This is a genomic window from Streptomyces sp. NPDC004327 (assembly GCF_042873935.1).
GTDB lineage: Bacteria > Actinomycetota > Actinomycetes > Streptomycetales > Streptomycetaceae > Streptomyces.
This window is the reverse complement of the sequence record NZ_JBIAME010000005.1, coordinates 220628-233621: the sequence shown is the minus strand read 5'-3', so window position 1 is coordinate 233621 and position 12994 is coordinate 220628. Positions and strand designations below refer to the sequence as shown.

The following is a 12994-nucleotide window of genomic DNA, read 5'->3' as shown; positions in this document are numbered from 1 at the left end:
GCCGATGTCCGTCATCAAACTGGGGGAATTCGGCGCGGACTTCACCGCCGATCCGTACCCGTACTACGCGAAGCTCCGCGAGACCGGCCCGGTGCACGAGGTCGAGACACCGGACGGCATCCCGGCCTGGCTCGTCGTCGGCTACGACGAGGCCCGCGCGGCCCTCGCCGACCAGCGGCTCTCCAAGTCCTTCGACGACTTCGGCCTGTTGCGGCCGCAGGACGAGGTCATGGGACCCCACCTGCTCAGCACCGACCCGCCCGACCACGCCCGGCTGCGCAAGCTCGTCGCGGGCGAGTTCACCGCCCGCCGGGTGGAGGCGCTGCGGCCACGCGTCCAGGAGCTCACCGACGAACTCCTCGACGCGATGGCCCCGGCCGGCCGCGGCGACCTCATCGACTCCCTCGCCTTCCCGCTGCCCATCACCGTCATCTGCGAACTGCTCGGCGTCCCCGCCGCCGACCGCGACACCTTCCGGGCCTGGTCCAACGAGCTCGTCGCGCCGACCGGGACCCCGTCCGACATGGAGGCGGCCGCGCTCGCCTTCCGCGACTACCTCGACGAACTCATCGAGGACAAGCGGTGCTCGGGCCCCGGCGACGACCTGCTGTCCGCCCTCATCGCCGGCCGCGCCGAGGACGGCGACCGGCTCTCGCTGTCCGAACTGCGCGCCCTCGCCTACCTGCTGCTCATCGCGGGCCACGAGACCACCGTCAACCTGATCGGCAACACCGTCCGCGCCCTGCTCACCCACCCCGGGCAACTGGCCGCGCTGCGCGCCGACTTCGGCCTGATCGACGCCGCCGTCGAGGAGGGCCTCCGCTACGACGGACCGGTCGAGAACGCCACGTTCCGCTTCACCAGGGAGCCGCTCACCCTCGGCGGCGCCGAGATACCCGCCGGCGCGATCGTCCTCGTCGCCCTCGCCTCCGGAGCCCGCGACCCGGGCCGCTTCCCCGAACCCGACCGCTTCGACATCCGCCGCGAACCGCGCGGCCACCTCGCCTTCGGCCACGGCATCCACTTCTGCCTGGGCGCCCCGCTGGCCCGTCTGGAGGGCAAGACGGCCATCGAGTCACTTCTCCGCCGCTTCCCGCGGCTGGAAATCGACCCCGAGGCGGGCTCCTGGGAATGGCTCCCGGGCATGCTCATCCGCGGGACGAGGCACCTGCCCGTCGTCTGGTGATCCGCCGCCCCCGGGAGCCGGCGAAGCCGCCCCCGGCCGTCCGGCGATCCCCTGAACCCGGAGGCCGGTGACGCCGGTCCCGGGTTCACTTCACCGGGATCTCCCCTGAACCCGGAGGCCGGTGACGCCGGCCCGGGTTCACTCCGCCGGGATCTCCGCCACCCGCACCGGGCGGTGCTCCCGGCGCGAGCGCTCGCACGCCTCCGCGACGCGCAGCGCGGCGAGCGCCTCGCCGCCGTCGCACGGGTTGTCCCGCTCGCCGCGCACCAGGCCGACGAAGGCGTCCAGCTCCGCCTCGTACGCCGGACCGAAACGCTCCAGGAAACCGGGCCACGGCTTGCCGGGTGGCGGCGGGCCCTGTGGCTCGACCGACTCCAGCGGGGTCCGCTCGTCGAGGCCGACCGCGAGCTGCGCCCGCTCGCCGGCCAGCTCCATCCGTACGTCGTACCCGGCGCCGTTGCAGCGGGTCGCGGTCGCCGACACCAGCGTGCCGTCGTCCAGGGTGAGCAGCGCGGCCGCCGTGTCCACGTCGCCGGCGTCACGGAACATCGCGGGCCCCGCGTCCGACCCGGTCGCGTACACCTCCACGACCTCCCGCCCGGTCACCCAGCGCACGATGTCGAAGTCGTGCACCATGCAGTCGCGGAACAGCCCGCCGGACAGCGGCAGATAAGCGGCGGGCGGCGGCGCGGGGTCCGACGTCGCCGTCCGCACGGTGTGCAGCCGGCCGAGCCCGCCCGCCGCCACCGCCTCGCGCGCCGCCCGGTATCCGGCGTCGAACCGCCGCATGAAGCCCAGCTGGAGCTCCGTCCCGGCCGCCGCCACCGCCCGCAGCGCGCCCAGCGTCCCGGGCACGTCGAGCGCGATCGGCTTCTCGCAGAACGCCGGCAGCCCGGCCGCCGCGGCCCGCCCGATCAGCTCCGCGTGCGCCGCCGTCGCCGACGCGATCACCACCGCGTCCAGCATGTGGTGCCCGAACAGCGCCTCCACCGAGGGCGCCGGCTCGGCCCCGAGCGCCCCCGCGACCCCCGCCGCCCGCTCGGCGTCGGCGTCCGCGAGCACGAGCGCCGTGACCTCCGGGTGCCGGGCGAGCACCCCCGCGTGAAAGGCGCCGATCCGCCCCGTCCCGACCAGTCCGATCCGCATGGCCCCAAGGTGGTGCGGAAGGCGACGGGTGTCAAGGAAAGGTCAGGACAACCGGACGTCCGGGGGGTGTCCCGTGCCCCGTCCGCGGGGCTACCCTCCCGTCCGTGTCCGCGACACCCCCTGAGCCGCCACTGCGTCCGCCCGGTCTGTCCGTGGACCGGAGCAGCCCCGTGCCGCTGTACTTCCAGCTCGCCCGGCAGCTGGAGGCGGCCATCGAGAACGGCACGCTGAGCCCGGGCAGCCGGCTCGGCGGCGAGGTCGAGCTCGCCGCGCGGCTCGGGCTCTCGCGGCCCACCGTGCGGCAGGCGATCGGCTCGCTCGTGGACAAGGGGCTGCTCGTGCGGCGCAGGGGAGTGGGGACGGTCGTGGTGCACACCAGGGTGCGGCGCAGGGTGGAACTGAGCGGGCTCTACGACGACCTTGCGGAGGCCGGGCAGCGGCCGGCGACCCGGGTCCTGGTGGACCGCCTCGAGCCCGCCGGGGCGGAGGTCGCCGCGGCGCTCGGCGTGGCCGAGGGCGCGCAGGTGCGCTATCTGGAGCGGCTGCGTTCGGCGCACGGCGAGCCCCTCGCGTACCTGCGCAACCATCTGCCCGCCGGGCTGCTCGACGCGGACGCCGTGAGCCTCGCCGCCACCGGCCTCTACCGGCTGCTCGGCGCCGCGGGGGCGGCCCCGCACCACGCCACCCAGACCGTCGGCGCGCGGTCCGCCGGGCCGGGGGAGGCGTGGCTGCTCGGCGAGCGGGAGGGGGCGGCGCTGCTGACGATGGAGCGCGTGACCTTCGACGCGACCGGCCGCGCGGTGGAGTTCGGCCGGCACCTCTACCGGGCCTCCCGCTACTCCTTCGAGTTCCCGCTGCCCGCCCGCGGGTAGGACCGGACGGGGCCGTGAGGCCCCGCCGGGGCCCCGCTGGAGATCGGCGGGACCCCCATGACCGATACTGCAATGCACGCAGAAGGACACAAAGGAGGGCAGGTCCTGGTGACCAGGGTTCCCACAGGAGGGGTACGGGCGGCCATCGGCGCCGTGCTCGCGGTGGCGCTGACCGCCGCGCTCGCGGGCTGCAGCAGCACCGGCGGCAAGCGCGGGGAGGACGCCCGCAAGGCGGCCGCCGCCCAGGGGCGGGCGGCCGTGAACACTCCCCGCTGGACCTTCGCCATGATCACCCACTCGGGCGACGGCGACACCTTCTGGGACATCGTCCAGAACGGCGCCAAGCAGGCCGCCGTCAAGGACAACATCAACTTCCTCTACGCCCACAGCGACGAGGCCCAGGCCCAGGCCCAGCTCATCGACTCGTACGTGGCCAAGAAGGTCGACGGCATCATCGTCACCCTCGCCAAGCCCGACGCGATGAAGGCGTCCGTGGAGAAGGCCGTCAAGGCCGGCATCCCGGTGATCACGGTGAACTCCGGCGCCGAGGCGTCCAAGGCCTTCGGCGCGCTCACCCACATCGGCCAGGACGAGACCGTGGCCGGCGAGGCCGTCGGCGAGGAGCTCGACAAGCGGGGCCGCAAGAAGGCCCTGTGCGTCCTGCACGAGCAGGGCAACGTCGGCCACGAGCAGCGCTGCGCCGGCGCGAAGAAGACCTTCGGCGGCGAGATGCAGAACCTGTACGTCGACGGCACCAACATGCCCGACGTCCAGGCGTCCATCCTCGCCAAGCTCCAGTCCGACCCGTCCATCGACGCCGTCGTGACCCTCGGCGCGCCGTTCGCCGACGCCGCCGTGCAGGCCAAGCGGAGCGCCGGCAGCAAGGCCGAGGTCGACACCTTCGACCTCAACGCCAAGGTCGCCACCGCGCTGGAGTCCGGCACCCTCGGCTTCGCCGTCGACCAGCAGCCGTACCTCCAGGGCTACGAGGCCGTCGACCTGCTCTGGCTCTACCGCTACAACGCCGACGTCCTCGGCGGCGGCAAGCCGGTCCTCACCGGCCCGCAGATCATCACCAAGGACGCGGCCGCCGCGCTCAAGGACTACACGGAGCGGGGCACCCGATGAGCGCCGCCGCACCACCCTCGCCCTCGCCGTCCGACGGCATCGACCACGTCGACGAGCGGCTGCTGCGCACCTCGCCGCTGAAGAAGCTGCTCGCCCGGCCCGAGCTCGGCTCGGTCGTCGGCGCCGTCGCCGTCTTCGCGTTCTTCTCGATCGCCGCCGACAGCTTCCTGCGCCCCGCCAGCCTCGGCACCGTCCTGTACGCGGCCTCCACCATCGGCATCATGGCCGTGCCCGTGGCCCTGCTGATGATCGGCGGCGAGTTCGACCTGTCGGCCGGCGTCCTGGTCACCACCTCGGCGCTGGTCTCCTCGATGTTCAGCTACCAGATGACCGCGAACGTCTGGGTCGGCGTCGGCGTCTCGCTGCTCGTCACCCTCGCCGTCGGCGCGTTCAACGGCTTCATGCTGACCCGCACCAAGCTGCCGAGCTTCATCATCACCCTCGGCACCTTCCTGATGCTGACCGGTCTGAACCTCGGCTTCACCAAGCTGATCAGCGGCACCGTCTCCACCAAGTCGATCGCCGACATGGAGGGCTTCCCCTCCGCCCGCGCGCTCTTCGCCTCCACCTGGACGGTCGGCGGCGTCGAGCTGAAGGTCACCATCCTGTGGTGGCTGGTCCTGGTCGCCCTCGCCACCTGGATCCTGCTGCGCACCCGCTTCGGCAACTGGATCTTCGCGGTCGGCGGCGGCGCCGACGCGGCCCGCGCGGTCGGCGTGCCGGTCTACAAGACCAAGATCGGCCTCTACATGGGCGTGGCGTTCTGCGCCTGGATCTCCGGCCAGCACCTGCTCTTCTCGTTCGACGTCGTCCAGTCCGGCGAGGGCGTCGGCAACGAGCTGATCTACATCATCGCGGCCGTCATCGGCGGCTGTCTGATCACCGGCGGCTACGGCTCGGCCATCGGCTCCGCCGTCGGCGCCTTCATCTTCGGCATGACCGGCAAGGGCATCGTCTACGCCGAGTGGAACCCGGACTGGTTCAAGTTCTTCCTCGGCGCCATGCTGCTGCTCGCCACCCTCCTGAACGCCTGGATCCGCAAGCGCGTGGAGGCCGTCAAGTGACCACCGCCCCGACCACCACCGGCACCGCGAGCCCGCTCGTCGAGCTCGACGACGTCAGCAAGTACTACGGCAACATCCGCGCCCTCGAAGGGGTCTCCCTGGAGGTGAACGCGGGCGAGATCTCCTGCGTCCTCGGCGACAACGGCGCCGGCAAGTCCACCCTCATCAAGATCGTCGCAGGTCTGCACCGGCACGACGCCGGCACCTTCCGCATCGAGGGCGAGGAGGTCACCCTCGCCAACCCGCGCGACGCCCTGGACCGCGGCATCGCCACCGTCTACCAGGACCTCGCCGTGGTCCCGCTGATGCCGGTGTGGCGCAACTTCTTCCTCGGCTCCGAGCCCACCCGCGGCAAGGGCCCCTTCAAGCGCCTCGACGTCGGCCTGATGCGCGAGACCACCCGTACGGCCCTGCTGCGCATGGGCATCGACCTGCGCGACGTCGACCAGCCCATCGGCACCCTGTCCGGCGGCGAGCGGCAGTGCGTGGCCATCGCCCGCGCCGTCCACTTCGGCGCCAAGGTCCTCGTCCTCGACGAGCCGACCGCCGCGCTCGGCGTGAAGCAGTCCGGCGTCGTCCTGAAGTACGTCGCCGCCGCGCGTGACCAGGGCCTCGGCGTGGTCCTCATCACCCATAACCCGCACCACGCCTACCTCGTCGGTGATCGTTTCGTGCTGCTCCGGCGCGGCGTCATGGCGGGCAGCCACACCAAGGACTCCATCAGCCTCGACGAGTTGACCCGCCAGATGGCCGGCGGCAGCGACCTGGAGGACCTGCGGCACGAGCTGGAACGCCCCTCCGGCGCGTAATCCGTTCATCACACGCCCCTCACACCCCACCTGGCAGAATCGAGCCGATGAGTACCTACCGTGACCTGACGCTCAGGGGCGCCTCCCGTGGCACGGTCCTGCGGACCGTCGGCACCCGGGAGCGGCGCTCGCACCTGACCGCGCCCCGGGTGCCGACCGTCGGCATCGACATCGGCGGTACGAAGGTGATGGCCGGCGTCGTCGACGCGGACGGCAACATCCTGGAGAAGCTCCGCACGGAGACTCCCGACAAGTCCAAGAGCCCCAAGGTCGTCGAGGACACCATCGCCGAGCTGGTCCTGGACCTCTCCGACCGGCACGACGTGCACGCCGTCGGCATCGGCGCCGCAGGCTGGGTCGACGCCGACCGGGCCCGCGTGCTCTTCGCCCCCCACCTCGCCTGGCGCAACGAGCCGCTCCGCGACGCCCTCCAGGACCGCCTCGCCGTCCCCGTCATGGTGGACAACGACGCCAACACCGCCGCCTGGGCCGAGTGGCGCTTCGGCGCCGGACGCGGCGAGGACCACCTCGTCATGATCACCCTCGGCACCGGCATCGGCGGCGCCATCCTCCAGGACGGCCAGGTCAAGCGCGGCAAGTACGGGGTCGCCGGCGAGTTCGGCCACATGCAGGTCGTCCCCGGCGGCCACCGCTGCCCCTGCGGAAACCGCGGCTGCTGGGAGCAGTACAGCTCCGGCAACGCGCTGGTCCGCGAGGCCCGCGAGCTCGCCGCCGCCGACTCCCCGGTCGCGTACAACATCATCGAGCGGGTCAAGGGCAACGTCCCCGACATCACCGGACCGCTCATCACCGAGCTCGCCCGCGAGGGCGACGCCATGTGCGTCGAGCTGTTCCAGGACATCGGCCAGTGGCTCGGCGTCGGCATCGCCAACCTGGCCGCCGCCCTCGACCCGTCCTGCTTCGTCATCGGCGGCGGCGTCTCCGCCGCCGACGACCTGCTCATCGGCCCCGCCCGGGACGCCTTCCGCCGCCACCTCACCGGCCGCGGCTACCGCCCCGAGGCCCGCATCGCCCGCGCCCAGCTCGGCCCCGAGGCCGGCATGGTCGGCGCCGCCGACCTCGCCCGGCTCGTCGCCCGCCGCTTCCGCCGCGCCAACCGGCGCCGCGTCGAGCGCTACGAGAAGTACGGGCGCTACACCCAGGCCCTGCGCGCCTCCGCCGACCGCAGCTCCCGCACCACCCCCCAGGACCCGCAGACATGACCGTGGCCCCGCCCCCGCCCACCGTGCCCCACCCCTCCCCGCCGCCGGACGGCAGGCTGCCCGAGGACCGGCGGCACATGCTGCGCCGCCGCTTCCTCACGCTGCTCACCATCGTGCTGCTCATCGGCGTCCCGGCCGGCTATCTGGTGATCTCCGCCAACCAGAGCCGGGACAGCGGGCTCGACAAGGAGCGCGAGTCCTCCGCCATGGGCCTCCAGGACAACTGGCCCTCGCAGATGAAGCGCCGCGTCTTCGAGATCCCGGTCCCCGACGACGCCTGGCACGTCGCCTACTACGAGACCAGCAACTGGAAGACCAGCCGGCTGTACGTGCAGTTCACCACCACGGCCAACGGGCTCGACACCTACCTCGCCGAGAGCGGCACCAGCCGCGCCGCCCTCACGGCCGGCAAGGTCACGGTCGGCGAGCACGACTCCGGCATCGTCGGCTGGAACTTCACCGCCGGCCACCACGCCTGGTCCGGCACCACCGTCACCCGCGACAAACCCCGCCCCACCAGCGACATCACCGTCAACCTCGACGACCCGGCCTTCCCCCGCGTGTACGTGGTCTCCACGACGTCCCCGTGACCCCCACGCCCGCCGGGCCGCCGGATGTGAGAGCGTGCAGGGCGTGAGTGAGACACCGACGAACAACCTGCAATACCGACTGGACGGCCGCGACGACGCTCCGGTGCTGGTCCTGGCACCGTCGCTCGGCGCCACCTGGCACATGTGGGACCGGCAGATACCCGAACTCACCCGCACCTGGAGAGTCCTCCGCTTCGACCTGCCCGGCCACGGCGGCGCCCCCGCCCACCCGGCGAGCTCCGTCGCCGAACTCGGCGACCGGCTGCTCGCCACCCTCGACGAGCTCGGCGTCCAGCGCTTCGGCTACGCCGGCTGCGCCCTCGGCGGCGCCATCGGCATGGACCTCGCGCTGCGCGCCCCGCACCGGGTCGCCTCCCTCGCCCTGGTCGCCACCTCGCCGCGCTTCGGCACTCCGGACGAGTTCCGCCGGCGCGCGGTGATGGTGCGCGCCAACGGCCTGGAGCCGATCGCCCGCAGCGCGCCCGAGCAGTGGTTCACGCCGACCTTCGCGAGCGCCCAGCCGGCCATCGTCGACTGGGCCGTGCAGATGATCCGCACCACCGACCCCGGCTGCTACATCGCCGCCTGCGAGGCGCTCGCCGTCTTCGACGTCCGCGAGGCCCTCGGCCGGATCGGCGTCCCCGCGCTCGTCCTCGTCGGCTCCGAGGACGCGATCACCGGACCCGCCGAGGCCCGCACCCTCGTCGCCGGCATCGCCGACGCCCGGCTCGCCGTCGTCCCCGGCGCCTCGCACCTGGCCCCGGTCGAACAGCCCGCCGCCGTCACCGAACTGCTCGCCGGCCACTTCGCCGAGCTCGGCACCGACACCCACGGCGCCCTCACCGTCGTCCCCGCGCCGCCCGGCAGGCCGGTCCCGCAGGGCCCGCCCGCCCCGCCGGTCCCGCCGGTCTCCGCGCCCGTCGTCCCGGCCGGCGAGACGGCGCCCGCCGGGACCGCCGAGGAGCCCGAGGTCCCGCGCCCCGACCCGTACGAGAGCGGGCTCAAGCTGCGCCGCGAGGTGCTCGGCGACGCCCATGTCGACGAGGCCCTCGCCGAGCCCTTCGACGCCGACTTCCAGACCCTCCTCACCCGCTTCGCCTGGGGCGAGGTGTGGAGCCGCGAGGGCCTCGACCGGCGCACCCGCAGCGCCGTCACGCTCGCCGCGCTGATCGCCGGCGGTCATCTCGACGTCCTCGCCGACCACACCCGGGCCGCCCTGCGCAGCGGCCTGAGCCCCGACGAGCTGCGCGAGATCCTGCTCCAGACCGCCGTCTACTGCGGCCTGCCGGCCGCCGAGAGCGCGCTGCGGGTCGTCCGCCGCGTGATCAAGGAGGAGACCACCCCGCAGGCGTAGCCTGCCGGGTGTGAAGCTCACGAAGAACACCCATGCCTGCGTCCGTCTGGAGAAGGACGGGCGCACGCTCGTCATCGACCCCGGGATGTTCACCGAGGAGGACGCCGCGCTCGGCGCGGACGTCCTCCTCGTCACCCACGAGCACCCCGACCACTTCGACGAGGGCCGGCTGCGCGCCGCCCTGGAGGCCGACCCCGCCGCCGAGGTGTGGACGCTGCGCAGCGTCGCCGAGCAGCTCGCGGCCGCGTTCCCCGGCCGCGTCCACACCGTCGGGCACGGCGACGCCTTCGCCGCCGCCGGCTTCGACGTCCAGGTGCACGGCGAGCTGCACGCCGTGATCCACCCGGACATCCCGCGGATCACCAACGTCGGCTTCCTGATCGACGGTTCCGTCTTCCACCCGGGCGACGCGCTCACCGTGCCCGAGGCGGCCGTGGAGACGCTGTTCCTGCCCGTCATGGCCCCGTGGAACAAGATCTCCGAGGTCATCGACTACGTACGGGAGGTCAAGCCGGTCCGCGCGTACGACATCCACGACGCGCTCCTCACCGACCTGGCCCGCCCGATCTACGACCGTCAGATCGGCGCCCTCGGCGGCACCGATCACCGCCGCCTCACCCCGGGCGACTCGACCGAGCTCTGAGTCGCCGCCGCGGAGAACGCCGGCTGTCACACCCCACGGCTAGGCTTGCCGTCATGCGCATCGCCACCTGGAACGTCAATTCGATCACCGCCCGGCTGCCCCGGCTCCTGGCCTGGCTGGAGAGCAGCGGCACCGACGTGCTGTGCATCCAGGAGACCAAGTGCACCGCCGAGCAGTTCCCCACCGAGGAGCTGCGCGAGCTGGGGTACGAGTCGGTGGTCAACGCCACCGGCCGGTGGAACGGGGTCGCCCTGGTCTCCCGCGTCGGCCTGGACGACGTCGTCACCGGCCTGCCCGGCGGCCCCGACTACGGCGGCGCGCAGGAGCCGCGGGCCGTCTCCGCGACCTGCGGCCCGCTCCGCCTCTGGTCGGTCTACGTGCCGAACGGCCGCGAGATCGGCCACGAGCACTACGCGTACAAGCTGCTCTGGCTGGACGCCCTGCGGACGGCCGTCGCCGCCGACGCGGCCGGCTCGCGCCCCTTCGCCGTGCTCGGCGACTTCAACATCGCGCCCACCGACGACGACGTCTTCGACATCGCCGTCTTCGAGGGCGCCACCCATGTCACCGAGCCGGAGCGGGCCGCGCTCGCCGCGCTGCGCGAGGCCGGCCTCGGCGACGTGGTGCCGCGCCCGCTGAAGTACGCCCACCCGTACACGTACTGGGACTACCGCCAGCTCTGCTTCCCGAAGAACCGTGGCATGCGCATCGACCTGGTCTACGGCAACAAGCCGTTCGCCGACGCCGTCAAGGACAGCTACGTGGACCGCGAGGAGCGCAAGGGCAAGGGCGCCTCCGACCACGCCCCGGTCGTCGTCGACCTCGACCTCTGACCGTCCCGGGCGGGCTCCGCGAAGCGCGGACGATCTCCGCGTGCCGGGTGGTGCCGGACAGGGCGCGGTGGGACGCTGTCCGGATGCACATCCCCTTCCTGGACAACTGGCGCAAGCGGCACGAAGCCGAACGCTCCCCGCTGGTCCCGGTCTTCGACCGGGACCCGGAAGGGGCCGCCGAGCTGCTCGCCGAGTGCGAGCTGCTGCGCCACCGTGCCCAGGACGCCGGGGTGCGGCTCGACGACACCGCCCGCTCGCTCGCCGAGCTCGACCAGCTGACGCCGCGCTGGCGCCAGGACCCCGAGGAGCTGCCGTGGATCGGCAACGACGCGGGGCTCTACCTCGGCACGGTCGTCGTGCGGACCGTGCCCGGCGCCCGCTGGCGGCTGCGGCCCGACGGCCAGCCGGTCGTCCGGCTCGCCTCGGGCCGCGAGATCGACGTGGTGGCCGCCGGCCTGGACTGGGCCACCACCGGCATCCCGGAGCTGTCCCAGGTCTACGGCGAGTCCGCCGAGCACTGACCTGGGGCCTGTCCGACCCTGATCCGTCGGACAGGGCCCAGGCGGGCGGTCACTCCGCCCGCAGCGGCACCGACAGATACGACGGATCGTCCGCCGGGGACGAGAACGACAGCCGCGCACCGGCCGGGTTGTGCGCGATGTACAGCGGGTCGGCGCTGTCCACGACCAGGGCGAGCCGGTGGCCGGCCGGCACGTCGTACGCGGTGGAGAACAGCTCCAGGTCCACGGCGAACGGCCGGCCGGGCGTGCGCTCGTGGAAGGTGTACGGGGCGTTGCTCACCAGCTTGCCGAGGCCCAGCGGGCCCACGTCGTAGAGGTACGCGACGAAGGTGCCGTCCCCGGCGGTGGGCGTGACCGTGGTGTGCAGCCGCACCGTGCCGCGCACCCGCTGCGGGGTGGCGGCGCGCTCGGTCTGCCACACGGCCGCGAAGGCGCGCGGGAGCAGCGGGACGGAGGCGACCGGCGGGGTCTTCAGGAACTGGTCGAGGGTGTTGGAGAGCATCACGATGCCGCCGTCGGCGCCGGAGTCGACGCCGGTGAGGATGCCGTGGGTGTCGTCGAGGGCGAACTTCCGCTGGTTCGCCTGGACGGACTTCCAGTCGGGGTAGCCCTCGTAGCCGCCGTCGGAGCGCGGCTTCAGCTGGACGGGGCGCTCGCGGTCGATGCCGTTGTCGGCGCCCTTGAGGTAGTGGTCGAACCAGCGGTGGGCGCTGGTCCAGGTGTCGTTGGGCAGCCCGAAGAGTCCGGTGGCCTCGGCGGTGGCGTGGTCGCCGGGACGGAACTCCAGGCGCTTGGGGCCGGTCAGCTTCTCGTAGAAGCTCGCGTACTGGTTGGGCGGGAAGATGGTGTCGCCCCAGGCGTTGCCCAGCATGACCGCCGGGTGGCTGGCGTTGAGCGCGTCGAGGTGGGTGGTGGCGGAGCGCTCGCGCCCCCAGGCGATCATCTTGTCCTCCTCGGCCAGGTGGGAGGAGAGGAAGTCGCCCAGGATCCGCCGGAGTTCGGGACCCGGCCGCCCGGTCAGAAAGCCCGCGCCGCCGAGCAGCGCGGCGGCCTGGAGGTGCTGGGTGCGGCCGCTGTAGATGGAGTCGATGAGGTCGGCCCAGCCGCTGAGCGCGGCCACCGCGCGGATCCGCTTGTCGTGCGCGGCCGCGAGCAGGCTGATACCGGCGCCGTACGACACCCCGGCCATCCCGACCTTCGCCGGGTCGGCCGGGGTGTGGGCGAGCGCCCAGTCGATGACGAGCGAGGCGTCGGCGACGTCCTTGGGTCCGGCGGTCTCGATCTCGCCGCCCGACTGCCAGAAGCCGCGGCTGTTGTAACTCACCACGACATAACCGGAGTCGGCGAGCTGCCGTGCCTGCGCGAGGTACTCGATCTGCGGCATCGCCCAGCTCGTGGGCAGCACGATCACCGGGTAGCGGGCGGAGCCGTCGGCGCCGGCCGGGGTGACGACGTTGGCCTTGAGGACGGTGCCGCCCTCGCCCGCGATGTCGACGAACCGGACGGCGGGGGCGGGCTGTTCGGCGACCTCGGCCGCCCGGGCGGCGGGCGCGGGGCCGAGGGCCGCGCCGGCGACGAGGGAGGCCGAGACGGCGAGGGTCAGGGCGGCACGCACGGGCCACTCC

13 protein-coding genes are annotated in these 12994 nt (G+C 73.2%); 11 read left to right on the top strand and 2 right to left on the bottom strand.

Annotation, left to right across the window (positions count from 1 at the left end; genetic code table 11):
* Positions 1 to 4 precede the first annotated feature (4 nt).
* Complete coding sequence (locus ACFYU9_RS18810) at positions 5 to 1186, top strand: cytochrome P450 (protein WP_389345429.1); 1182 nt, start codon at positions 5 to 7, stop codon at positions 1184 to 1186.
* Positions 1187 to 1324: 138 nt separating this feature from the next.
* On the opposite strand, the gene ACFYU9_RS18805 is transcribed toward ACFYU9_RS18810, so the two are convergent.
* Complete coding sequence (locus ACFYU9_RS18805) at positions 1325 to 2332, bottom strand: Gfo/Idh/MocA family oxidoreductase (RefSeq protein WP_389345428.1); 1008 nt, start codon at positions 2330 to 2332, stop codon at positions 1325 to 1327.
* A 104-nt stretch (positions 2333 to 2436) separates the two neighbouring features.
* Between ACFYU9_RS18805 and ACFYU9_RS18800 the strand changes: the two genes are divergently transcribed.
* The 10 genes from ACFYU9_RS18800 to ACFYU9_RS18755 all read left to right on the top strand — a co-directional run bounded on the left by ACFYU9_RS18800 (position 2437) and on the right by ACFYU9_RS18755 (position 11369).
* On the top strand, positions 2437 to 3204 hold the full coding sequence (locus ACFYU9_RS18800) for a GntR family transcriptional regulator (protein WP_389207176.1): 768 nt from the start codon (positions 2437 to 2439) through the stop codon (positions 3202 to 3204).
* Positions 3205 to 3312: 108 nt separating this feature from the next.
* Positions 3313 to 4332, top strand: a complete 1020-nt coding sequence (locus ACFYU9_RS18795) for a sugar ABC transporter substrate-binding protein (RefSeq protein ID WP_389345427.1) — start codon at positions 3313 to 3315, stop codon at positions 4330 to 4332.
* Positions 4329 to 5396 carry an ABC transporter permease gene (locus tag ACFYU9_RS18790; RefSeq protein WP_389207173.1) on the top strand — a complete coding sequence of 356 codons (1068 nt, stop codon included), beginning with the start codon at positions 4329 to 4331 and terminating at the stop codon, positions 5394 to 5396. The genes ACFYU9_RS18795 and ACFYU9_RS18790 overlap by 4 nt, the downstream gene beginning before the upstream one ends.
* Positions 5393 to 6205 (top strand): ATP-binding cassette domain-containing protein, encoded by an 813-nt coding sequence (locus ACFYU9_RS18785; protein ID WP_389207171.1) that lies wholly within the window; start codon positions 5393 to 5395, stop codon positions 6203 to 6205. Before ACFYU9_RS18790 ends, ACFYU9_RS18785 begins: the two co-directional genes overlap by 4 nt.
* Before the next feature lie 47 nt (positions 6206 to 6252).
* On the top strand, positions 6253 to 7428 hold the full coding sequence (locus tag ACFYU9_RS18780; RefSeq protein WP_389207169.1) for an ROK family glucokinase: 1176 nt from the start codon (positions 6253 to 6255) through the stop codon (positions 7426 to 7428).
* Entirely contained in the window at positions 7425 to 8018 is a 594-nt protein-coding gene (locus ACFYU9_RS18775; protein WP_389345426.1) for a hypothetical protein, read from the top strand. The genes ACFYU9_RS18780 and ACFYU9_RS18775 overlap by 4 nt, the downstream gene beginning before the upstream one ends.
* A 43-nt stretch (positions 8019 to 8061) precedes the next feature.
* Complete coding sequence (locus tag ACFYU9_RS18770; RefSeq protein WP_389345425.1) at positions 8062 to 9372, top strand: alpha/beta fold hydrolase; 1311 nt, start codon at positions 8062 to 8064, stop codon at positions 9370 to 9372.
* 10 nt (positions 9373 to 9382) lie between these two features.
* Positions 9383 to 10015 carry an MBL fold metallo-hydrolase gene (locus tag ACFYU9_RS18765; protein ID WP_389207163.1) on the top strand — a complete coding sequence of 211 codons (633 nt, stop codon included), beginning with the start codon at positions 9383 to 9385 and terminating at the stop codon, positions 10013 to 10015.
* A gap of 53 nt (positions 10016 to 10068) precedes the next feature.
* Positions 10069 to 10848, top strand: a complete 780-nt coding sequence (locus ACFYU9_RS18760; protein WP_389207162.1) for an exodeoxyribonuclease III — start codon at positions 10069 to 10071, stop codon at positions 10846 to 10848.
* 83 nt (positions 10849 to 10931) lie between these two features.
* Positions 10932 to 11369: a DUF6278 family protein gene (locus ACFYU9_RS18755; RefSeq protein WP_389207161.1), complete on the top strand. Its 438-nt coding sequence runs from the start codon at positions 10932 to 10934 to the stop codon at positions 11367 to 11369.
* A 49-nt stretch (positions 11370 to 11418) separates the two neighbouring features.
* On the opposite strand, the gene ACFYU9_RS18750 is transcribed toward ACFYU9_RS18755, so the two are convergent.
* Positions 11419 to 12984 carry an alpha/beta fold hydrolase gene (locus ACFYU9_RS18750; RefSeq protein ID WP_389345424.1) on the bottom strand — a complete coding sequence of 522 codons (1566 nt, stop codon included), beginning with the start codon at positions 12982 to 12984 and terminating at the stop codon, positions 11419 to 11421.
* Positions 12985 to 12994 lie beyond the last annotated feature (10 nt).

Excerpts from the sequence above, each read along its gene's own strand:
- ACFYU9_RS18810 (WP_389345429.1), top strand. The coding sequence starts at position 5 with ATGTCCGTCATCAAACTGGGGGAATTCGGCGCGGACTTCACCGCCGAT.
- ACFYU9_RS18805 (WP_389345428.1), bottom strand. The coding sequence starts at position 2,332 with ATGCGGATCGGACTGGTCGGGACGGGGCGGATCGGCGCCTTTCACGCG.
- ACFYU9_RS18790 (WP_389207173.1), top strand. The coding sequence starts at position 4,329 with ATGAGCGCCGCCGCACCACCCTCGCCCTCGCCGTCCGACGGCATCGAC.
- ACFYU9_RS18780 (WP_389207169.1), top strand. The coding sequence starts at position 6,253 with ATGAGTACCTACCGTGACCTGACGCTCAGGGGCGCCTCCCGTGGCACG.
- ACFYU9_RS18775 (WP_389345426.1), top strand. The coding sequence starts at position 7,425 with ATGACCGTGGCCCCGCCCCCGCCCACCGTGCCCCACCCCTCCCCGCCG.
- ACFYU9_RS18760 (WP_389207162.1), top strand. The coding sequence starts at position 10,069 with ATGCGCATCGCCACCTGGAACGTCAATTCGATCACCGCCCGGCTGCCC.
- ACFYU9_RS18755 (WP_389207161.1), top strand. The coding sequence starts at position 10,932 with ATGCACATCCCCTTCCTGGACAACTGGCGCAAGCGGCACGAAGCCGAA.